The following is a 19,924-nucleotide window of genomic DNA, read 5'->3' as shown; positions in this document are numbered from 1 at the left end:
TTATCAGATAAGTTTTTAATTTCGAGGGGTTCACTGACCATGCTGGATAATTCTTTCTGACGTTGTTTGGCATCTTTTTCTAAATTAAATGCACCAGCTTGAAGAAAAAAAGTTGTATTTCCATCCTTGGTTGTTGTGGAAATATTAATATCATTTGCATAAATTAAGGTGGAGCAAATAAAGATTAAAAATGTAAATACTATCGATCGCATTGAAAAACCGAAAAATCCTGAGTAGTAACATCATATCGAAATTTAAAAACTTCACAATAGATTTTTATAACTAGAGGGTAGTGACAGGTGAGCTTAGGATTGTGAATTTGCCTGTTAAAAAAATATAGGTGCTTTAAACTGGGTTCTTATTCCGTGAACTGAGAAAGGAAGCACAAGCTCTTAAAAAGGAACCTGAATAAATTTTTTCAAAAGAAGAGAAATTATTTATCTCTAATAGAAGGTTCTATTCTATTAATTCCAGCACTTTTTCGGGTGGCCTTGCAATGATTGTTTTTTCATTACAGATAACAATTGGGCGCTGCATTAAAATTGGTTCTTTTAGCATTGCCTCTAAAATCTTATTTTCATCTTTTAAAGTTAAATCAAGGTTTTTAAAAACAGGCTCATTAGTTCGCACAAAGTCTTTCAAATCAAAATTTGATCTTAGTTTAAGTAATTGCTCCAATGTAAGTGCTGTTCTAAGATACTCAACAATCGTTGGATTAATGTGATGATTTTGTAATAGTTCCAAAGTTTTTCTTGATTTTGAACATCTAGGATTGTGATAAATTATAAACTCTTTCATTTTAACTTCTTGCCTTTTGATAATTATTTAAAAGTTGCTAACAGCATTTATAAAGATTGGCTCTACCTGGAATGATGGTGAAGAAATGGATGTGCGGGAGTTTATTTTAAGACCTTCATTTAATGGTGGCTATAGGTGGACTCGAACCACCGACCTCAGCATTATGAGTGCCGCGCTCTAACCGGCTGAGCTACATAGCCACAAGGAGGACGTGATTTTGTCGTTTTAGCAGCTAGATGTCAAGGCTGCAAACGTATTTTTTTAATTTTTTTGTGAAATTTATTGAGGGCCTTGCGGCCCTGTAGCTAAAAGCTAGATAATTAATAAGTATAAAGCACCAGGACCACGTAAAACTTGTACTAATAATTCCTGTTTCTTCTTTTGGGCAATCTGTTGTAAAGACTTCACATCTTTAACTGCTAGTTTGTTTGCTGAGATAATAATATCCCCTGGTCTTAAACCCGCACGCCATCCAGCACTATTTTCTGTGGCACCAACAATTTGAACTCCAACTACATTGCCGTGAGGAGGTGTTTCCTGATCAAAGGCTCTTAACGCTAATCCGTAAAGGAACGGATTATTGGATTGAAGTTTTTGTTCGTGAGATTTAACGTCTGTAACAACCGCATCAAGAGTTATTGGCTTACCATCACGATGGATCATTATTCTTGCACTTGTACCTACACGTAAAAGACTTACGGTCGTTTTTACCTGAGTTGCCTGGGTAATTTTAGTATTGTTAATTTGAATAATAATGTCCCCGGATTTTAAACCTGCAAATTCTGCAGGAGATCCTGGATTAACTTGAGCGACTAAGGCACCTTGAAAATCTTCAGAATATCCCATTGATTGAGCAAGTTCTGGTGTTAAATGTTGCACAAAAATACCCATTAATCCACGGTGGATTGAACCAAACTTAATGATTTGTTCCGCAACGTCTTTTACCATGTTGATGGGAATGGCAAAACCAATACCTACATTACCACCATTGAGAGAAAGTATAGCGGTATTAATACCAATTAATTCTCCTTGAGCGTTTACTAAGGCTCCACCTGAGTTACCAGGGTTGATTGCTGCATCAGTTTGAATAAAATTTTCTACACCTTCAATATTTAAGTCACTGCGCTTTAGTGCACTAATGATACCAAAAGTTGCTGATTGACTGTTGCCAAAACTGTTTAAACCAAATGGATTACCAATGGCTACTACAAAATCACCTACTTGAAGTTTGTCTGAATCTCCTATAGGTAATGATTTAAGATTTTTGGCATCAATTTTTAAAATAGCTAGATCCGTTTCACTATCTCCACCGATAAATTTTGCTTTTAAACGGCGACCGTCCTGTAAAGTAATGGTGATGAGATTAGCATTACGAATTACATGATCGTTGGTAATAATAACCCCATTTTTAGGATCTAAAATAACCCCAGAACCAATACTTTCAAATTTACGACCTTTTTCTAATGCCTGATTGGGTTTGTTATTGTGCCTCTCATCATTATTTCCTGCTGCTCCAGGAATGTTTGCATTGCCTGGCAGATAGCCTTGCACAGCAACATTTACAATAGCAGGCATAATATTTTTTAACACCGGAGCTAAACTGGGCATTGCAACATTATTAGCAGCGTAAGCGAAAGAAATTGTTCCAAGGAGCAGGGCGCCTATGAGTAATTTTATACGATTTATCATGGTAGTTAGTCCTGAGGTTGATCGTTAAACCAGATTAAGGTGCCTATTCTACCTGTTTGCGATGTTTTTCGATAGGAATACAACTCACTTTCTGATTCAAAAGTACATAACTCAGATTGATAAACAGCATTTATACCTTGAGAATTCAGTACCATTTCAGCAATTTTTGGTAAATTAGCTAACCACTTGCAATGATTTGGTTTAAATGCATGTTTACTAAAAGTATATTTATGGGTAAAGATTTGATAAACCTCATCACCCACTTCATAACATTTTTGACAAATTGCAGGTCCTATCCAGGCAAGAAGATCAGAAGGTTTACTGCGCATCTTTGCAAGCGTATTTTCCACAATTCCATTAACTAATCCGCGCCAACCTGCATGAATGGCGGCGATTTCATTACCCTGTATGTTACATAGTGTGATTGGCAAACAATCTGCAGTAAGAATAACTAGAGGATATTTACTTGAGTGTGTTATGGCTGCATCAGCCTCTCTATTTAAATCTTTTTCTACGTGTACACAATGAGTACTGTGTGTTTGACGTAACCATTGTGGCTCTCCGGGTAATTGTAAACCTTCCATAAGCAGTTGGCGATTTTGTTTGACATGAGTGTCATCATCGCCGATGTTTAATCCCAGATTATTGGAATGAAAAGGAGCTTTGCTATATCCTTCGAGTCGAGTTGTACTTAGAGCGGTTATGTTTTTAGGCGCTGGCCAATTCGCTAAGTTAAAATTCATTTTCATAATGCTCATCCAAAGTGTTTAACAGAAGTTGAAAATCATCAGGCAAAGGAGCTGTAAATGTCAATTTTTTTTCTGTTTTTGGATGGTGCAAGGCGAGAGTGCAGGCATGTAGTGCTTGTCTTTTAAATTCCTGGATTAGTGCTCTTAATTCCTGCGATGCATTAGCAGGGAATCTCATTCGACCACCATAAAGCGGATCACCGATTACTGGATGATTAATATGCGCTAAATGAACTCTGATTTGATGAGTGCGTCCAGTCATTAGTTTGATATCCAGCACTGTGTAATCTTGATATTGTTTTTTTACTGCGTAATGGGTAATGGCTTCTCGCCCCTGGTCAAGCACTGCCATTTTCAACCGGTTGCGAGGATGGCGTCCAAAACTGGTTTTTATAGTACCTCCTGATATAACATGGCCTTGTACCAAGGTAACGTAATGGCGTTGAATTTCTCGCGCCTGCATTTGGCGTATTAATAAAGTATGTGCGGTTAAAGTCTTTGCTACTACCAATAAGCCTGTGGTGTCTTTATCCAAGCGATGAATAATGCCTGCTCTGGGTAAATGGTGTAAAGTTGGCGCGTGATATAATAAGGCATGAACCAAAGTATGTTCTCTATTTCCTGCTCCAGGATGTACCACCATGTTTGCAGGTTTATTTAATACTAATAATTCTTCATCTTCGAAAATTACATCTAAAGGGATTGCTTCAGGTACGCATTGATTAAAATTATTATCCATTAAATTCAGCTCAATCTTCATTTCAATCAGAGCGCCCTCTACCGCTTTATCTTTGGGTTTGCATGTTTTTTTATTCATGGTAATTGCGCCACTTTTAATCCAATGGCTAATTTGTGACCGTGAATAATCAGGAAGTAAGTGTGCGAGCACTATGTCGATACGTTGATTATGATACTCGCGAGGAACCATTAATTGTTTTTGGATGGGTTCTATCATTTAGGATATTGCGGCCTCCATATCCATAAGTCGTCCACGTAATGAGTTTGGGAGGGCTTCATTGATCTGAACGTTCACAAATTGTCCAATTAAGTGGGCTGAAGCGTCAAAATTTACTACACGATTACACTCAGTTCGTCCAGAAAGTTGCTGCACATCTTTTTTAGAGTGTCCAGTTACTAAAATTTTTTGTGTACTTCCAATCATTGATTGACTATAACGAGATGCATGAACTAACAATCTACTTTGTAAGATTTGTAATCTTTGTTTCTTAATTTCTAAAGGAGTCTCATCTACTAAATTAGCTGCTGGAGTGCCAGGTCGTGCACTATAAATAAAGCTGAATGAAGTATCAAAACCTATTTCATGAACTAAATCCATGGTTGCTTGGAAATCTTTATCAGTTTCTCCAGGAAAACCAACAATAATATCGGTAGATAAACGAATATCAGGTCGTACTTTACGTAATTTTCTGATTTTGGATTTAAATTCCAGAGCGGTGTAGCCCCGTTTCATTAATCCTAAAATACGGTCGGAACCGCTTTGTACAGGTAAATGTAAATGATTGGCAAGCTCTGGTACTTCCGCATACGCATTAATCAAATTATCAGAAAAAGCCAAGGGATGTGAAGTAGTAAAACGAATTCTGCCTATTCCCTCTATCGCTGCAATATAGTGAATTAATAGCGCTAAATCGGCAATGGCGCCGTTTTCCATTGTTCCACGATAATCATTCACATTCTGCCCAAGTAAGTTGATTTCTCTAACACCTTGTAATGCTAATTGATAGCATTCAGCAAGCACATCATCAAAAGGACGGCTAATCTCCTCACCTCGAGTATAAGGAACTACACAGAAGCTGCAGTATTTGCTACATCCTTCCATAATAGACACAAAGGCAGTAGGGCCTTCAGCTCGGGGAGCGGGTAGGTGATCAAATTTTTCAATTTCGGGGAAGCTAACATCAACCACTGGTTTTTTCTTTTCCAGAAGTTCATTTAACATCGCGGGAAGACGATGCAATGTCTGAGGCCCAAAAACCAAATCAACAAAGGGAGCTCTTTTAACAATGTCAGAGCCTTCCTGGCTTGCAACACAGCCGCCAACGCCAATGACAACATGAGGATTTTTTGCTTTATATTCACGCCATTGTCCTAATTGAGAAAACACTTTTTCTTGTGCTTTTTCTCGAATAGAACAAGTATTAAGCAATATTACGTCAGCTTCTTCCACTTGTTCAGTTTTTACTAAACCATGTGATTTGAGCAGGACATCCGCCATTTTTGATGAATCATATTCATTCATTTGGCAGCCGTTGGTTTTGATGTACAATTTTTTAGCCATATTAACAATCTACTTATAAAAATGCGGTACTGTTTAATTTTCTAAGTCATCACAATGTAGGTTGGCTTTGACCTATGCTTGAATTGGGGTAAGTTTAACCTACATCAAGATGACGTAATTTGAAGGTATTATTCCATTAATGCACGCTTTGGCAATAGGTTTCTTTAATTTTTGGTAAAATAATTAAGGCAATTAACATCCCTAGAGGGATAATAGCCAATCCAATATGATAAGCGTGTATGGGATATACTCTTACAGTACCATTTAATTCCCCCTCCCATAATTTATCAAGGATATAACCAATAAAAGGTTGTGCTAGGGCAATACCTATCATGTTCATCATGTTCATAAAACTCAAACCAGTCGCTACATATTTTTTCTTACATAATTCCTTAGCTACAGTAAATGCAGGTAAGAATCCTGCCGAAAAAATACCAAAGGCGAAAAGTAAAAATTGCATCACAAAGGGTGAATTAATGGGGGCAAAAATAAAGAGTATCGAACAAATAAGTGCACCAACGCATCCTATATACATTGGTGGCTTACGTAACCCGATACGGTTTGAATAAATGCCCCATAAAGGACTGGCAATTGCCCAGCCAACAAAAACTAATGAAATATAATTGGCAGCGACTGCCTTGGTAAGCATCATTTTATTCATTAAGAAGGGAACACCCCAAAGGCCGCAAAAAACAGGAGTTGCCATGTACATTAAACCACCATAACAAGCAACTAGCCACAGTTGTTTGTTTTTCATTAAAGTGATTAAGCTAGGTAGTAAAAGCTCTTCCTCTTCAGGAAGATGGTGTATTGCTAGGTCGTGGTTTTTCGGAGTATCTTGAGCAATAACGAAAATTAATACACTAAGAATAAGACCAATTATACCCATGATCATCATACTTTGTCGCCAACCGTAACTATCGATTAAGAGCGCTAATGGAGCTTCACCCCCAATGGCTCCTAACATTCCCAAAGTAACCATTAAACCAGTAAGTAGGGCAAATCGTTGTGCGGGAAACCAGTTTGCTGCTAATTTCATGGTGCCTACCGCAGCGAATGCGGATCCAAAGCCGATCATTAGGCGGGCAACACAAGCCATAAAAAAATTATCAGTCATCCCAAAAGCAATAGTGCTTACCGCACAAACTAGAGTAGCGAGTGTTAATAGTCGGTGTGGTCCAAAATAATCCATTAACACCCCACCTGGTAATTGCATGGCTGCGTAGGAATAAAAATAAATCCCTGAAAGCATACCTAAAGTTTGACTAGTAACTGAGAAATCTCTCATTAGTTCTTGACTCATAACACCGGGCGATACTTGTAAAAGACACTCATAGAAATAGAACAAACAAGCTAATCCCCAGACTATCCAAGGCATAAGTAGCTTAACACTTGAACGTTCCACTGATTCAAATTCTGTGTAGTGTGCCATTATTTAATAATTCTCCAAGTTTATCTAGCCGCAATAGATTTTACTGATTCAAGATTGAAAAATAACACAGTAGGTTGCTTAGATCGTGCATAACAATTATTAATTTTATTGCCGGCGGCAAAACACATGTTGGGATGATGTTTCAACTTGTCACTTAAATGCAGTTTTTTAATCGCAAAGTCAACCACTTACAATAACATATTAAGTAAAATAACTCCAGTTTGTTTAGTAAACATTACGAATGCATCAGCATGTCGTCAGCATGCATAAAAAGTAATTTCTGGGAACACAGCTTATTAAGTGCTTTTTTAAAAGTGCAAAACCAGGTGGATGACCTTTATTGAAGTACTTATTTATATCAATTTTCACTCTTTTTTCCTCATTTAATAATTTTAAATTATACTAAAATATATAGACATATCTGGGGTTTATATGGAAAGAAAAATAAATCCTCTTCTATTATCTTTATAAAAAATAGTGATAAGGATGAAGAAGAAATAATTGCTGATAAAAGTACTATAGAAGCAGACGAAACCTAAGATTATAAAAAGTATTAAACTACAATTTATCATTATGAAAAAGCACTTGAGGGAATTAAAACAAAATATGCAAGAAATGCCCTTTTTCATGAGAATGATAAAAGGAGTTGCTTCTGCGGTTGAATTGCTTGGATATGCAAATGATGAAACTCCATCTAAATAACTATGTCACCGTTTGATAGGGTCATCAGGAGCATCAATTACTACGCGGGTACCTTGCATTTCTCCTCCTGGGAGGTCAACAAACTCTTCATTAAGCCAGCGGGCGTCTTCAATAAACATTCGTATGCAGCCATGGCTTGCCCTATAGCCTGGTACATCATAGCTACCATGCAATGCATAACCTCTGAAAAAGTGCATGCAATAGGGCATTAATGCACCACCACTTTCAGCATAAGCTCTTTGCGGAAATACAGTTGAAACGCAATCTATATCTTGTTTACGGACAATACGAAAGGAACCTGTCGGTGTGGTACAACCTCCAAGTACCCCAGGGCATTTACCCAGACCGGAAGAAATTGGGCCCCACCAGAGCAATTCTCCGTCCATGTCATAAGCAGCCCAAGCTAATTTTTTTTGGCTAATATAAATTGTTTTTTCGCCAGTCGATTCTATATATCTTGGAAAAGGGGACACATCATAGATGGTCAGGCGATCAATGTTTTTAGGTACAGCAATTGTCATTCCTTGACGCAAAGTTACATTCATGCGGTTGATGCGGCGAACCATATCTCGTTCTTCAGCATCAGAAAATAAGTTATTCCAACTCTCGCCATTTTTAATTTTCATGCAAAAATAATCAGGTGATTGACATAAGGTTTCACCATATCTCGTGTAAGCTAATGCAAACTCGGTGGTTAGCAATAGATAGACTGAGACTGCTATTGATATTATTATTTTCATAATAACGATCTCAATTTTGAATTCAGTACTTTCTTTAACGGCATTAAATAAAATAACTTTACCCATTTAAAATGGAGTCATCCTTAGAATAAGGTATTGTTGGATATGTAGTTTTCAGGAAGAAGATTTAAGAATGTTTTTTTATGTGTATAATGTAAAGATTCTCTAACATAGGTTCCAATTTATGAGTTGGTTTAAAAAATTATTACCATCAAGAGTAAATACTGACACCTCGCAAAAAAAAGGGGTTCCTGAAGGGTTATGGCTTAAATGTTCTGGCTGTAATGAAGTTTTATATAGCACAGAATTAACAAAGAATTTAATGGTTTGTCCCTCTTGCAATTTTCATCATCGAATTTCTGCTCGAGTGCGTATTGGACAATTTCTTGATGAAACGGATCCAGAAGAAATTGCTGCGTCATTAGAACCACAAGATCGTTTAAAATTCAGAGATTCAAAAAAGTATAAAGACCGAATTTCTCAAGCCCAAAAAGCGACTGGTGAAAAAGAGGCTTTAATTGTTGTTAAAGGTACTTTAATAAAACAGCCCGTTATTGTCAGTTCCTTTGAGTTTAATTTTATGGGTGGTTCTATGGGCGCTACAGTAGGTGAAAAGTTTGTGCGTGCTATCGACATAGCGACTGAAGAACGTATACCTTACATTTGCTTTACTGCTAGTGGTGGCGCTCGAATGCAAGAAGGATTATTTTCTTTGATGCAAATGGCTAAAACATCTGCTGCTCTAGCCAAATTTGCAGAAACTGGGTTGCCTTTTATTGTTATATTAACTGATCCTACAATGGGTGGTGTTTCGGCAAGTTTTGCAAGTCTTGGTGATGTAATTATTGCTGAGCCTAATGCATTAATTGGTTTTGCAGGACCAAGGGTAATTGAACAGACAGTACGTCAAACCTTACCAGAAGGTTTTCAACGTAGTGAATTCTTATTAGAGCATGGTCATATTGATATGATTGTTCAGCGTAAAGAGCTTCGTTCTATTGTTTCTGAACTGGTATCCAAGCTAACTCATCAAGGTGTGTATGGAAATTAGTCCTTAGAATAAATACATCAGGAGAGTTTGTTTGGTAAAACCACACAACGAATGGGAGTTAACTGAATGGTTAGCTCATTTGGAAAGCAGAACCACTCAGGAAATTCAACTGGGATTGACCCGTATCCAGCGGGTTGAGCGGCAGTTAAAATTAAAAAGCGTCGAGTGTCCTGTAATTACTGTTGCGGGAACTAATGGTAAAGGCTCTACGGTTACTGCTCTTGAGTGTATTTATCATACTGTCGGTTATAAAGTAGGTGTTTATACCTCTCCCCATCTTATTCAATTTAATGAACGCATTCGCGTTGGTTTAACACCGATTTCTGATCAAGATTTATGTGAAGCTTTTTGCATTATAGAAGCAGTGCGGGAACAGACTATTCTTACTTATTTTGAAATGACAACACTTGCTGCATTGTACTATTTCAAAAAAAAAGATCTAGATCTTATCATTCTTGAAGTGGGTTTAGGTGGTCGTTTGGATGCTACCAATATCGTTGATGCTGATCTATCCATTATTACTACAATTGATTTTGATCATCAAGATTTTCTCGGCAATACATTGGATGACATAGGCTATGAAAAAGCAGGAATTCTGCGTAAAGAAAAACCATTTATTTACGCTGATGTAAATCCACCAGCCTCTGTTATTGGTGTTGCTAGAAAGTGCGCTACTCCCACTTATTTTTTCGATGAAAATTATTTTATTAAGGAAGATGAGAATTGCTGGAGTATTCACTGTGGTGATAAGCAATTAAATAATTTGTCCAAACCTTCAATACAACTTAAATCTGCTGCTGCAGCAATTATGGCTACTTTTTTATTAGAACATGATTTACCGGTGTCTTACGAACAGATAGAAACAGCCATGCGCCAAATTTTTGTGCCAGGGCGTTTGCAGTTACAAAAAGGCGTTGTGGATATTTTGTACGATGTCTCGCACAATCCGCAAGCAGCAAAATTATTGGCTAAAACTTTGGGTTCCTTAAATAAAAAAGCAAAAGTACACGCAGTTTTTTCGGCATTAAAAGATAAAGATATTCCCGGTTTAATTGAGCCATTAAAGGACTATGTTGATTATTGGTATCCAGCGCAATTGGATGTGAAACGTACTGTTAGTGCAAATTTATTACTTTTTTATTTTAAAAATTCAGAAATTACTGTGGAAATTTGTTATAATAATCCACTTATTGCCTTTAAAACAGCATTAAATCAGGCTCAACCAGGTGATTTAATTGTTGTTTATGGGTCATTTTTTACCGTGAATTATGTAATGGCTGCAATGCCTAATAGGAGTTTTAATGAAACTAGTGATGAATGAGAAATTAAAACATCGCTTGGTTGGTTTTTTAGTTATTTTATCATTAGGTGTAATTTTTCTTCCAGCGATGATGAAAAAATCAAGTCACCATTTGGAAAGCAATTTTAGTGTTAAAGTACAACTGCCACCAAAGCCTATTCCCCCTCAGGTTGCTATTATTGATGAAGAGCGGATGTTCAAAAACATTAAAGTAGCCAGGGCGGATATTCCTCAAGCTTCTGAAATAAAAGTGCAATCGAATTCTATTAAAGAAAATACAGTAGCTTTCGTGTCAAAACCAATGGTTGCTAATGTAGCAAGTAAGTCTACAGTTAAAAGAGAGATCTATGCAGTACAACTGGCTTCTTTTTCACAGTTGGAGAATGCGCGTGCACTAATAAATAAATTACAGAAAAAAGGGTATAAAGCAAATTATACCTGTGTTAATAATAGAAAAGGCGCTGTTTATAAAGTTTACGTTGGGCACTCACCCATCAAAGACAACGTAGTAAAGTTAAAAAATCAATTAGCAAGTGTGATGCAATTAAATGGATTTGTAGTTAATACTGGAGTCAGTTAGTCATGAAATTTCAAATCATTGATTTAATTATTATCGGAATTGTTGGTCTATCTTCTTTAACCGGTTTATTTAGGGGGGTAGTTAAAGAAGTAATTGCTTTATGCATATGGATAGTAGCTATATGGACTGGTTATCACTATTCACAAAGTTTGACACCTTGGGTAGGGTCATATATCCAAAGCTCGACGGCTTCTGAGATAGTTGCTTTTATTATTATTGTTGTGGGTGTTTTATTGATTGGCTCTATACTGAATTTTATTTTAGGTCTTGTGTTAAAACGTTCGGGTCTAAGCAGTATAGATAAGATTTTGGGTATGTGTTTTGGTTTCGTACGCGGTATTTTTATTGTGTCACTGGTTCTGGCAATCTTAAGTATGACTTCTTTACCCTACCAACCCTATGTCAAAGGCTCTGTGATTTGTAATCAACTTAAGCCTGTAATTAATTGGGTCTCTAAGTATATTCCAATAGTTCTTAATCATTTAAAATCGGTCGATTCAAATGTTAACGGAGATATTGGGAATATTATTAATACAATCCCTCGTCCCTAATATAATGATATACCGCTTTAGGAAGTTTGCTGTCTACTTCTTTCCCTTGCTTTATTTCTTCACGAATTTTCGTAGAAGAAATTTCGTAATAACCGGCATTGAAGAAAAAAATAGCGCCTGACTGGTTTTTTAGAATGGCTGTTTTCTCCTTGCATTGATATTTTTTCAAAAAGTTTTGCAGGAGCTCAGACAGTTGCGGTCTGTAAAAGTCATTACGATTAATTACTAGAATATTTCCTAAGGTAATTAATTTTTTCCATTGATACCAAGTGGGTAATAAGCTAAATGAATCGTATCCCATAATTAATGTAATTGCTGCTTGAGGAAACTCTAATCTAAAGCTTTCTAAGGTTTCAACCATGTATGAAGGTGAATCACGTGTTATTTCACGTAAATCAATGTTTAAAGAAGGGTAGTCTTTTATTGCCAATTGAATCATTTTTATTCTTTGCTGAGTATTTGCAAGCGGTGGTGGTTTAGTTATGGGAATTTTGCATGGAAGAAATACATAGGAGTCAAATTTAAAATGAGTCTGGATGTTTAAGCTGGTTTGTAGATGTCCATTATGAATAGGATCAAATGTTCCACCAAAAATTGCTAAACTGTCCATGTATCACCGATTAATTGTCCCAGGCAAAGAGAAAGTGCAAGATTCTCCAGTGAGCTCCATATTTGTGTGCTCAAGCTTGATTTAATGCGCTCATCGATACTGTAACAGTATTGATGAAGTTGTTTTAGCACCTGTGTAGAGAGTCGATTAGCACTTTCCTGATAAAGACTAATACGTTGAGGCCATATTTTTAATTGAGCAGAGGCTTTTTTTATGTCTATTTTTTGTTGCAATAAATTAGTGAATTGAAGTATTGTTCTTATTTCTTGGGTCAACATCCATAAAATCAAGGTGGTTTCTATTTTAGTACTTGCTGCATGTCTTAAAATCTGAATAACTTTATCGCTTTGTCCTTTTAAACACGCCTCAACTAATTCAAATAAGTTGTGATCGCATTGGTTGGATAAATGCTCTTGAGCCTGTTGCACATTAATTTTACTTTTTGAGGGAGTAGATAGGGCAATTTTCTCAATAACCTGGGCACAGGCTAACATATTTCCTTGTGTGTAATGGTAAATTATATCAGGAACTTGCGGATCATAGCCAATAGCCTGCTTGCTTAATTCTGTTGTAATCCAGTTTTTCATGCTTGCTTGATTCAATGGAAAAGCTACTAAAACTACCGCTTGTTCATGTAAAGTTAGCCATTGTACCTGTTTTATAGGGACATTAGGTGCTCTAATGACAATAAAACAGCGAGAATTAATTGAGTTCAAATATTCAGTTAGAATTTTCTTTCCTGCAACATCTATTGATTTCTTCTCAAAAAAAATAGTCAAAAGTACGATATCAGAAAATAGCGAGTAACTATTGGCTTCGTCGCGAACGTTATTCCAATCTTCTGTTGTTTGAATGGCAATGATGCGCTCATCACAATCATGAGCTTTTTTTATCGCAGATTTTATTGTTATTAATGATTCGTCAAGGAGATAATTGTCTTGACCAATTAGTAGGTAAAGAGGGGCAATTGTTCTTTGTACATGTTGGGCAACTGCTTGTTGTTTAATTTGCATGATATTTTATTGTTTGTTTCCTGGACTAGAAGCATGGTTTATAGTTCTTTATCTCGATGATTCAGTTGATTAATTATTTGAATCACGGCATCTTGTTTCATTTCACCGATCAAAATATTTTCTTCATCAGAAGATCCTAGTATTCTGTCGTTATTTATTGTCAGTTGACGCGTGGCCCTGACCTTTCTAGGCGTTTTTATTATTTTGCCTTTATAGGTTTGTAGCATAAATTCTATAGTTAATGTTAACGTATACTGTCTTGGATTGGTACTTGCACCGATACTAACAATCTGCCGCTCAATCACCGATTGATTAATTATGAGCCAATATTTTGCAAGGGCTAAGTCTGGATTAACTTGAATACTATATTCCTCTAATTGGGTAGTAAGTAGTGATATAAATTGTTTATCATTAATTTTGGTAACAATGGCGACATTATTAAGCCATAGAGGTGCTGTGATCTTACCACGCAAATGAAAACCGCAGGCTGATAAAAGCAGTATTATCATAAGAGGTAAGAACAACTTTTTCATTAGCCAACAACCAAATTGATTAATTGTCTATGGGTTACAACAATGGTTTTTTTAACGGTTAGATTAATCAGAAAATCTTGAGTATGTTGCTTTGCTGTGTCAATTAATATCTCCTCAGTTGCATCAACACTGGCGGTAAATTGTGCTCTTAACTTCCCATTGATCTGAACCACATAATTTACTTCATCGCTTTTTAACGCGCCCTTATCTACTCTTGGCCAATTCGCATCAATAATCGCTTTTTCAAAACCTAATTGTTGCCACAAATGATGTGTAATATGAGGAGTAATTGGCGCCAATAAACGAAGCAATATACTCATACTGGAATGAATGAAGAATTTATCTTCTTCAGTTTCAATAGAATAACTTGATAGTTCATTAAATAGTTTCATGCACCCAGATACTACTGTATTAAATTGATTGCGATCATAGTCATGCGTTGCTTGAGCAAGAATGTGATGTACCAAATGACGCGATTTTTTCAACCGATTGTCAACTTGTTGCCAATTAATATGTCCATTGCCACCAAGAATAATGTCATTAATATCCTTAAACATCGTGCGATATTGATATGCAAAAGTCCAGATGCGTTTTAAGAAACGGTGCGCACCTTCTACGCCGGCATCTGACCATTCTAATGATTGTTCTGGTGGTGCAGCAAACATTACGAATAAACGTGCTGTATCTGCTCCATAGACATCAATCAGGTGATTAGGGTCGACGATATTGCCCACAGATTTAGACATTTTATGTCCATCTTTTAATACCATTCCTTGGGTTAATAATGATTTAAAAGGTTCATCAGAGTTAACCAGACCTTCATCACGCATAAGTTTATGAAAAAAACGAGCATAAAGTAGATGCATTACGGCATGTTCTATTCCACCAACGTATTGATCTACCGGAGTCCAGTACTTGGCTCGGTCATCAAGCATGGCATTTTCCTGTCCCTTGCAAGCAAAACGTGCATAGTACCAGGACGACTCGACGAAAGTATCAAAGGTATCTGTTTCACGACAGGCATCCTGTCCACATTTGGGACAAGAAACATTAACAAATTCTTTGCATTGGGCAAGAGGAGAGCCTGAGCCAGTAAATGCGATGTTTTCAGGCAACACAACAGGTAAATCTTCATCTGGAACAGGTACTGTGCCACATTGTTCACAGAAAATCATGGGAATAGGTGCCCCCCAATATCTTTGTCTGGAAACACCCCAGTCACGTAATCTGTAGTATATTGTTGCTTTACCTGCATCAAGTTCTTCAAGAAAGCTTGTAATTTCTTCAATGGCTTTAGAGGAGTTTAACCCGTCAAATTGAGCGGAGTGGACTAGTGTGCCGCTTCCCGTATAAGCAGATTTTTTGAAATCGTGTTTTACATTATCCGCAGGTTTAATTACTTGTTTGACAGGCAGCTTATATTTTTGGGAAAACTCCCAATCTCTTTGATCATGAGCGGGGACTGCCATTACCGCACCAGAGCCATATTGCATCAGTACAAAGTTAGCTACCCAGATTGGTAATTCTTCCTTTGTAATCGGATGAACCGCAGACATTCCTGTAGCAACACCCCGTTTTTCCATTGTGGCCAATTCTGCTTCAGCCATTTTAGTGCCTTGGCAGCTCTGAATAAAGTCGGCAACTTCTTGATTATGTAATGCTGCCTCTTTAGCAATAGGATGATCACTGGCAATAGCAAGGTATGTTGTGCCCATTAAGGTATCAGGACGTGTAGTGTAAATTTTTAGTCGTTTATGATAATTATTCACATTGAAATAAATTTCAGTTCCAGTTGAACGACCTATCCAATTACGTTGCATTTGTTTTACTTGTGCCGGCCATTCATCTAAAGTATCTATTGAACTCAGAAGTTCATCAGCATAAGCGGTAATTTTAATAAACCACTGTGAAATTTCTTTACGCTCTACTAATGCGCCAGAACGCCAGCCACGTCCATCCACAACTTGTTCATTTGCTAAAACAGTTTGATCTTCTGGATCCCAGTTTACAATGGCATTTTTTTTATAAACTAGGCCTTTTTCAAATAAGCGTATAAAAAACCACTGCTCCCAACGATAGTATTCGGGGTCACATGTATAGATCTCACGTCGCCAATCATAGGCATTACCCAGACGTAAAAACTGTTTTTTCATCGATTCAATGTTGTTTTTGGTCCATTCAGCAGGAGGAATACCATTTTTAATTGCTGCGTTTTCAGCAGGCAGTCCAAATGCATCCCATCCAATAGGTTGCAAGACATTTTTTCCCAAAGCACGCTGGTAACGTGCGATTACATCACCAATAGTATAATTGCGTACATGCCCCATGTGTAATGTTCCACTGGGATAGGGAAACATGGATAAACAATAAAATTTTTCTTTGTTTAAATCTTCTGAAACATTAAACGACTGTTTTTTATGCCAATATTGTTGAGCTTGTTCTTCAACCTCTTGAGGTATATAGGTATTATCCATGATCCAATTTATTTAAAAGTGACTTTAAAGATCGTTAAGGATAACTCCTCTTGTGCTTGCCAGCAATAGATAACCCTTAATTCGCTAATTCTGGTGTATATAAAATTTCTTGACATTATCTAAACCGAGTTAGAATGATTTGCAATTTTCGGTTCGTTATCACCCTGTTAAATAGAGAAGAATGACAATAGACCTATACGTTATTTCGGTGTAATCGAACAATTAAAGTAAAAATTAAGAACATCATACAAAAAATTAATATTGGGTATTCACTCCAAATAATCCAAGGGGTAGTACCTTGTGCAGGATAAATACTACTTTGCAAAATACCTGAATTAAATGGTGGAAGCATATCGATTATTTCGCCACTGGCATTAATTACCGAGGATAAACCATCATTATTCACGACTACTTGATAACGTCCACTAAGCAGTGAAAGAACTTGAGCCATTTGTAGTTGTTGGTAACTTGCGAGCGAATGGCCAAACCATCCATTATCACTGATGGAAACAATCCATTGTGCTTCTGGCATTTGTTCTCTCAAAATATTAGGATAAGCAATCTCATAACAAATAAGGCTAGCAATTGGATGATTGGCAATGCTAATTAATGGTTGCCTTTTTTTTCCTGGTACCAGATTGGGTTCAGGTAAATTAAACCAACGATTAATCGCTAGTAAGGGTTTGGGAATGTATTCACCAAAAGGAACCAGTTGTCGTTTAAGTTTTTTTCCTTCCGCCCAGCCAAGAGTAATGATGGAGTTATAATAATTTATTTCGTTCTCATCAGTTGGTTGCAGTATTCCCAACATTAAGGCACTCTTTGCTTTGAGTGCTTTTTCATTTAATTGATGCAAATATTTATCCAAATAGCTGGCTGGAAGAGGGATTGCGGATTCAGGTAAAATAATTAATTGTTTTCCCAATAATTGATTAATTGCATTTTTATAATATTTTAATAAGCTCCAAAATAAAGTCTCATCCCATTTATCGCGCATGGATAAATTAGCTTGCACTGCGCCAACAGTAACCGCTTCCTTTTGTATTTGTGTCCAATTGATTTTTTTACAGGCGACGGGGCTAATAATAATCAGGATAAAAATAATGATGTAAATATAGCGCTTACTGGAGTTTTCATGAATAGCTAAGGTTAGGAAGGCAGAAAGAAACACACAAAGTAAACTTAAACCATAAATACCTAAAAAAGGGGTTAGGGATTTTATTGGGGTATCAATAAGTGTTGTACCCACTAATAACCAGGGAAATCCACTCAATAAAGTGGAGCGCAGATATTCACCAATGGTCCAGAGAACGCTAAATAGGACAATGGAATGGAATTTATGTTGTTTGTATTCACATACCTTAAAAAAATAAGCGGTCAGCGCAGGGAAAAGAGCGAGATACATAATAAAAATTAAAGTTACTAATCCGGAGAATACATAATTCAGTTGACCATAATCATGAACACTAATGATAACCCAGGACACTCCCAATCCGAAGTAGCCTATGCCATAAAAAAAACCAAAATAAAAACTTTGTTTTCGAGAGCAATTACTGAGGCTAAAAAAAAGACAGGCCAGACTTAAAATTGTCAATCCTGGCATGTGAAAAGGTGCAAAGCCTAAAGGACCTAATAAACCGATGATGAATATCAATAAATAGTTTACATAACCAGCACGAGTAGAAGTGAGCTGGATGGAATTAGCTAAAGCAGTTTGCTTCATACGGTGTCAAAAAGTTTTAAAACAATAAGATAAATGAGTCCCGTATTCAGGTCAAGAAATATAAAAGATATCTAGACGTATGTTAGGTATAACTTTCTTTTAAAACACAAAGGTCAATAACAGAGAGATACGAAACAATAGATAGATAACTTTTATAGTTCAATGGCTTAAGAGCTACACTATTTAAATCGTGAATATATTTTTCTAAGTTTAATTGATTACCATTAAATTTACCCTGAGCCTCAAGAAGCGAAATGATTCTATTTCTCAGAGTTTTATTAGGCACGTTACACAAATACAACCAATGATTAAAATTCCTAGCTGAGTATACTAAAAAAACAATTAAACATAAAATCCAAGATGGTTTGCTTCTTATTATAAGGTGCCGATTAAAAAATCTACCTCTTTCATATTTTTCAACTAACCTTTTGAGCTCTCTTTGAATATGTTAATTTTTAGGCGAAAACGTAGTGTATCCTCTCCTAAATCTTTGCAATTCATAATATTTTGTGTAGGATGATTGCGTCTTACAATGGAGGGATTTAGTATGTATAATGTAATGATCGCAGGTGCGGGGAAGATTGGTAGTTTAATTGCCTGTTTATTAATGGAGAGCGGTTCTTATCAGATCCACTTGGTGGATGTAGATTTTAATGGAGCCGATGTAAAGCGGTTGCTAACTACTTTACCTAAAATGAAAACAATCGCCTTAGATGTCACAGATCAACAATCCACTCAAACTTATATGGAAAAACACGGTATTATAGCCGTTATTTCAAGTCTTCCTTATTTTTTAAATACCCACGTTGCACGAGCTGCAAAAGCAGCAGGAGCGCATTATTTTGATTTAACAGAAGATACTTCAGTTACTGAGGAAATAAAAGCAATTGCTGTAGATGCAAAAACAGCTTTTGTACCTCAGTGTGGTTTGGCTCCAGGATTTATTAGCATCGCTGCGAACAGTTTAATGCAGGAATTTGAAGAATCTTATCATGTGCGATTACGTGTAGGAGCCTTACCACAAAATGCAAATAATGCACTACAATACTCATTAACTTGGTCCACTGATGGGATCATAAATGAATACGGTAATCCCTGTTATGGGATTAAATACGGTAAAGCAGTTACTTTAACTCCCTTGGAAGGTTTAGAATCTATTCAAATCGATGGTTGTGAATATGAAGCGTTTAATACTTCAGGCGGTTTGGGCAGTTTAGCCGAATTGTATGCAGGTAAAGTACAAACCATGAATTACAAAACCATGCGTTATCCTGGTCATTGTCAGAAAATGCGCTTTTTAATGAATGACTTACGTTTAAATCATGATCGATCTACTTTAAAACGCATTTTAGAAAATGCCATCCCTAAAACTTATCAGGACATTGTTATCGTCTATGTTACTGTTGAGGGATTAAAACAGGGTGAGCTTACTGAAAAAAATTATGTGAAAAAAATATATCCACAGATTATTGCAGGTCTAGAATGGTCTGCAATACAAGTCAGTACCGCTTCAGGAATTTGTGCGGTAGTTGATTTAGTATTAGGACAATCAAATGAATACTATGGGTTAGTATTACAAGAAAAATTCCAATTAGCTGCCGTATTAGAAAATCGGTTCGGTCGTTATTACGCTTAGTTTAGAATAATAATCTAATTTAATCACATAAAAGTGAATCTCTA

The 19,924-nt window shown here is 36.5% G+C and carries 18 protein-coding genes and 1 tRNA gene; 5 read left to right on the top strand and 14 right to left on the bottom strand.

The genetic code is table 11. The features are described from left to right. From WA877_RS05060 to WA877_RS05020, 9 genes are all read right to left on the bottom strand, one after another. Positions 1 to 212, bottom strand: a 212-nt coding sequence (locus WA877_RS05060; protein ID WP_425169846.1) for an SPOR domain-containing protein, incomplete at its 3' end; no start/stop codon positions are given. A 244-nt stretch (positions 213 to 456) separates the two neighbouring features. Beyond that, positions 457 to 798 carry an arsenate reductase (glutaredoxin) gene (arsC, locus tag WA877_RS05055; RefSeq protein ID WP_425169845.1) on the bottom strand — a complete coding sequence of 114 codons (342 nt, stop codon included), beginning with the start codon at positions 796 to 798 and terminating at the stop codon, positions 457 to 459. 123 nt (positions 799 to 921) lie between these two features. Further along, positions 922 to 998 (bottom strand) — tRNA-Met (locus WA877_RS05050). Positions 999 to 1,110: 112 nt separating this feature from the next. Continuing rightward, on the bottom strand, positions 1,111 to 2,487 hold the full coding sequence (locus WA877_RS05045) for a Do family serine endopeptidase (RefSeq protein WP_425169844.1): 1,377 nt from the start codon (positions 2,485 to 2,487) through the stop codon (positions 1,111 to 1,113). Between the two features lie 5 nt (positions 2,488 to 2,492). Continuing rightward, positions 2,493 to 3,230 carry a peptidoglycan editing factor PgeF gene (gene pgeF, locus WA877_RS05040; RefSeq protein WP_425169848.1) on the bottom strand — a complete coding sequence of 246 codons (738 nt, stop codon included), beginning with the start codon at positions 3,228 to 3,230 and terminating at the stop codon, positions 2,493 to 2,495. After that, positions 3,220 to 4,191 (bottom strand): 23S rRNA pseudouridine(1911/1915/1917) synthase RluD, encoded by a 972-nt coding sequence (gene rluD / locus WA877_RS05035; RefSeq protein ID WP_425169843.1) that lies wholly within the window; start codon positions 4,189 to 4,191, stop codon positions 3,220 to 3,222. Before rluD ends, pgeF begins: the two co-directional genes overlap by 11 nt. Continuing rightward, positions 4,192 to 5,535: a tRNA (N6-isopentenyl adenosine(37)-C2)-methylthiotransferase MiaB gene (gene miaB, locus WA877_RS05030; protein ID WP_425169842.1), complete on the bottom strand. Its 1,344-nt coding sequence runs from the start codon at positions 5,533 to 5,535 to the stop codon at positions 4,192 to 4,194. A gap of 136 nt (positions 5,536 to 5,671) precedes the next feature. Then, positions 5,672 to 6,967 (bottom strand): MFS transporter, encoded by a 1,296-nt coding sequence (locus WA877_RS05025; RefSeq protein ID WP_425169841.1) that lies wholly within the window; start codon positions 6,965 to 6,967, stop codon positions 5,672 to 5,674. A gap of 707 nt (positions 6,968 to 7,674) precedes the next feature. Continuing rightward, positions 7,675 to 8,409, bottom strand: a complete 735-nt coding sequence (locus tag WA877_RS05020) for a L,D-transpeptidase (RefSeq protein WP_425169847.1) — start codon at positions 8,407 to 8,409, stop codon at positions 7,675 to 7,677. 184 nt (positions 8,410 to 8,593) lie between these two features. On the opposite strand from WA877_RS05020, the gene accD reads away from it, so the two are divergent. The 4 genes from accD to WA877_RS05000 are packed head-to-tail and all read left to right on the top strand — an operon-like array spanning position 8,594 to position 11,891. Next, positions 8,594 to 9,460 carry an acetyl-CoA carboxylase, carboxyltransferase subunit beta gene (gene accD / locus WA877_RS05015; RefSeq protein WP_425169840.1) on the top strand — a complete coding sequence of 289 codons (867 nt, stop codon included), beginning with the start codon at positions 8,594 to 8,596 and terminating at the stop codon, positions 9,458 to 9,460. Positions 9,461 to 9,491: 31 nt separating this feature from the next. Further along, a complete protein-coding gene (folC, locus tag WA877_RS05010) occupies positions 9,492 to 10,781 on the top strand; it encodes a bifunctional tetrahydrofolate synthase/dihydrofolate synthase (RefSeq protein WP_425169839.1) in 1,290 nt (429 codons plus the stop codon). After that, complete coding sequence (locus tag WA877_RS05005) at positions 10,762 to 11,340, top strand: SPOR domain-containing protein (RefSeq protein ID WP_425169838.1); 579 nt, start codon at positions 10,762 to 10,764, stop codon at positions 11,338 to 11,340. The genes folC and WA877_RS05005 overlap by 20 nt, the downstream gene beginning before the upstream one ends. Before the next feature lie 2 nt (positions 11,341 to 11,342). Beyond that, a complete protein-coding gene (locus WA877_RS05000; RefSeq protein WP_425169837.1) occupies positions 11,343 to 11,891 on the top strand; it encodes a CvpA family protein in 549 nt (182 codons plus the stop codon). Here WA877_RS05000 and nadD read toward each other — a convergent pair. From nadD to lnt, 5 genes are all read right to left on the bottom strand, one after another. Next, on the bottom strand, positions 11,869 to 12,501 hold the full coding sequence (gene nadD / locus WA877_RS04995) for a nicotinate-nucleotide adenylyltransferase (RefSeq protein ID WP_425169836.1): 633 nt from the start codon (positions 12,499 to 12,501) through the stop codon (positions 11,869 to 11,871). The two genes, WA877_RS05000 and nadD, sit on opposite strands and share 23 nt — an antisense overlap. Next, a complete protein-coding gene (gene holA / locus WA877_RS04990) occupies positions 12,489 to 13,514 on the bottom strand; it encodes a DNA polymerase III subunit delta (RefSeq protein WP_425169835.1) in 1,026 nt (341 codons plus the stop codon). Before holA ends, nadD begins: the two co-directional genes overlap by 13 nt. 38 nt (positions 13,515 to 13,552) lie before the next feature. After that, on the bottom strand, positions 13,553 to 14,047 hold the full coding sequence (gene lptE / locus WA877_RS04985; RefSeq protein WP_425169834.1) for an LPS assembly lipoprotein LptE: 495 nt from the start codon (positions 14,045 to 14,047) through the stop codon (positions 13,553 to 13,555). Then, positions 14,047 to 16,521, bottom strand: a complete 2,475-nt coding sequence (gene leuS, locus WA877_RS04980; RefSeq protein WP_425169833.1) for a leucine--tRNA ligase — start codon at positions 16,519 to 16,521, stop codon at positions 14,047 to 14,049. Before leuS ends, lptE begins: the two co-directional genes overlap by 1 nt. 193 nt (positions 16,522 to 16,714) lie before the next feature. Beyond that, the gene (lnt, locus tag WA877_RS04975) at positions 16,715 to 18,244 is read right to left on the bottom strand and encodes an apolipoprotein N-acyltransferase (RefSeq protein WP_425169832.1); all 1,530 of its coding nucleotides are present in this window, start codon (positions 18,242 to 18,244) and stop codon (positions 16,715 to 16,717) included. Positions 18,245 to 18,791: 547 nt separating this feature from the next. Here lnt and WA877_RS04970 point away from each other — a divergent pair. After that, on the top strand, positions 18,792 to 19,880 hold the full coding sequence (locus WA877_RS04970) for a saccharopine dehydrogenase family protein (RefSeq protein ID WP_425169831.1): 1,089 nt from the start codon (positions 18,792 to 18,794) through the stop codon (positions 19,878 to 19,880). Positions 19,881 to 19,924: the final 44 nt, after the last annotated feature.

The sequence above is a fragment of the Legionella sp. genome (assembly GCF_049790535.1).
GTDB lineage: Bacteria > Pseudomonadota > Gammaproteobacteria > Legionellales > Legionellaceae > Legionella.
The sequence above is the reverse complement of the archived record's forward strand: the minus strand, read 5'-3'. Positions and strand labels throughout refer to the sequence as shown.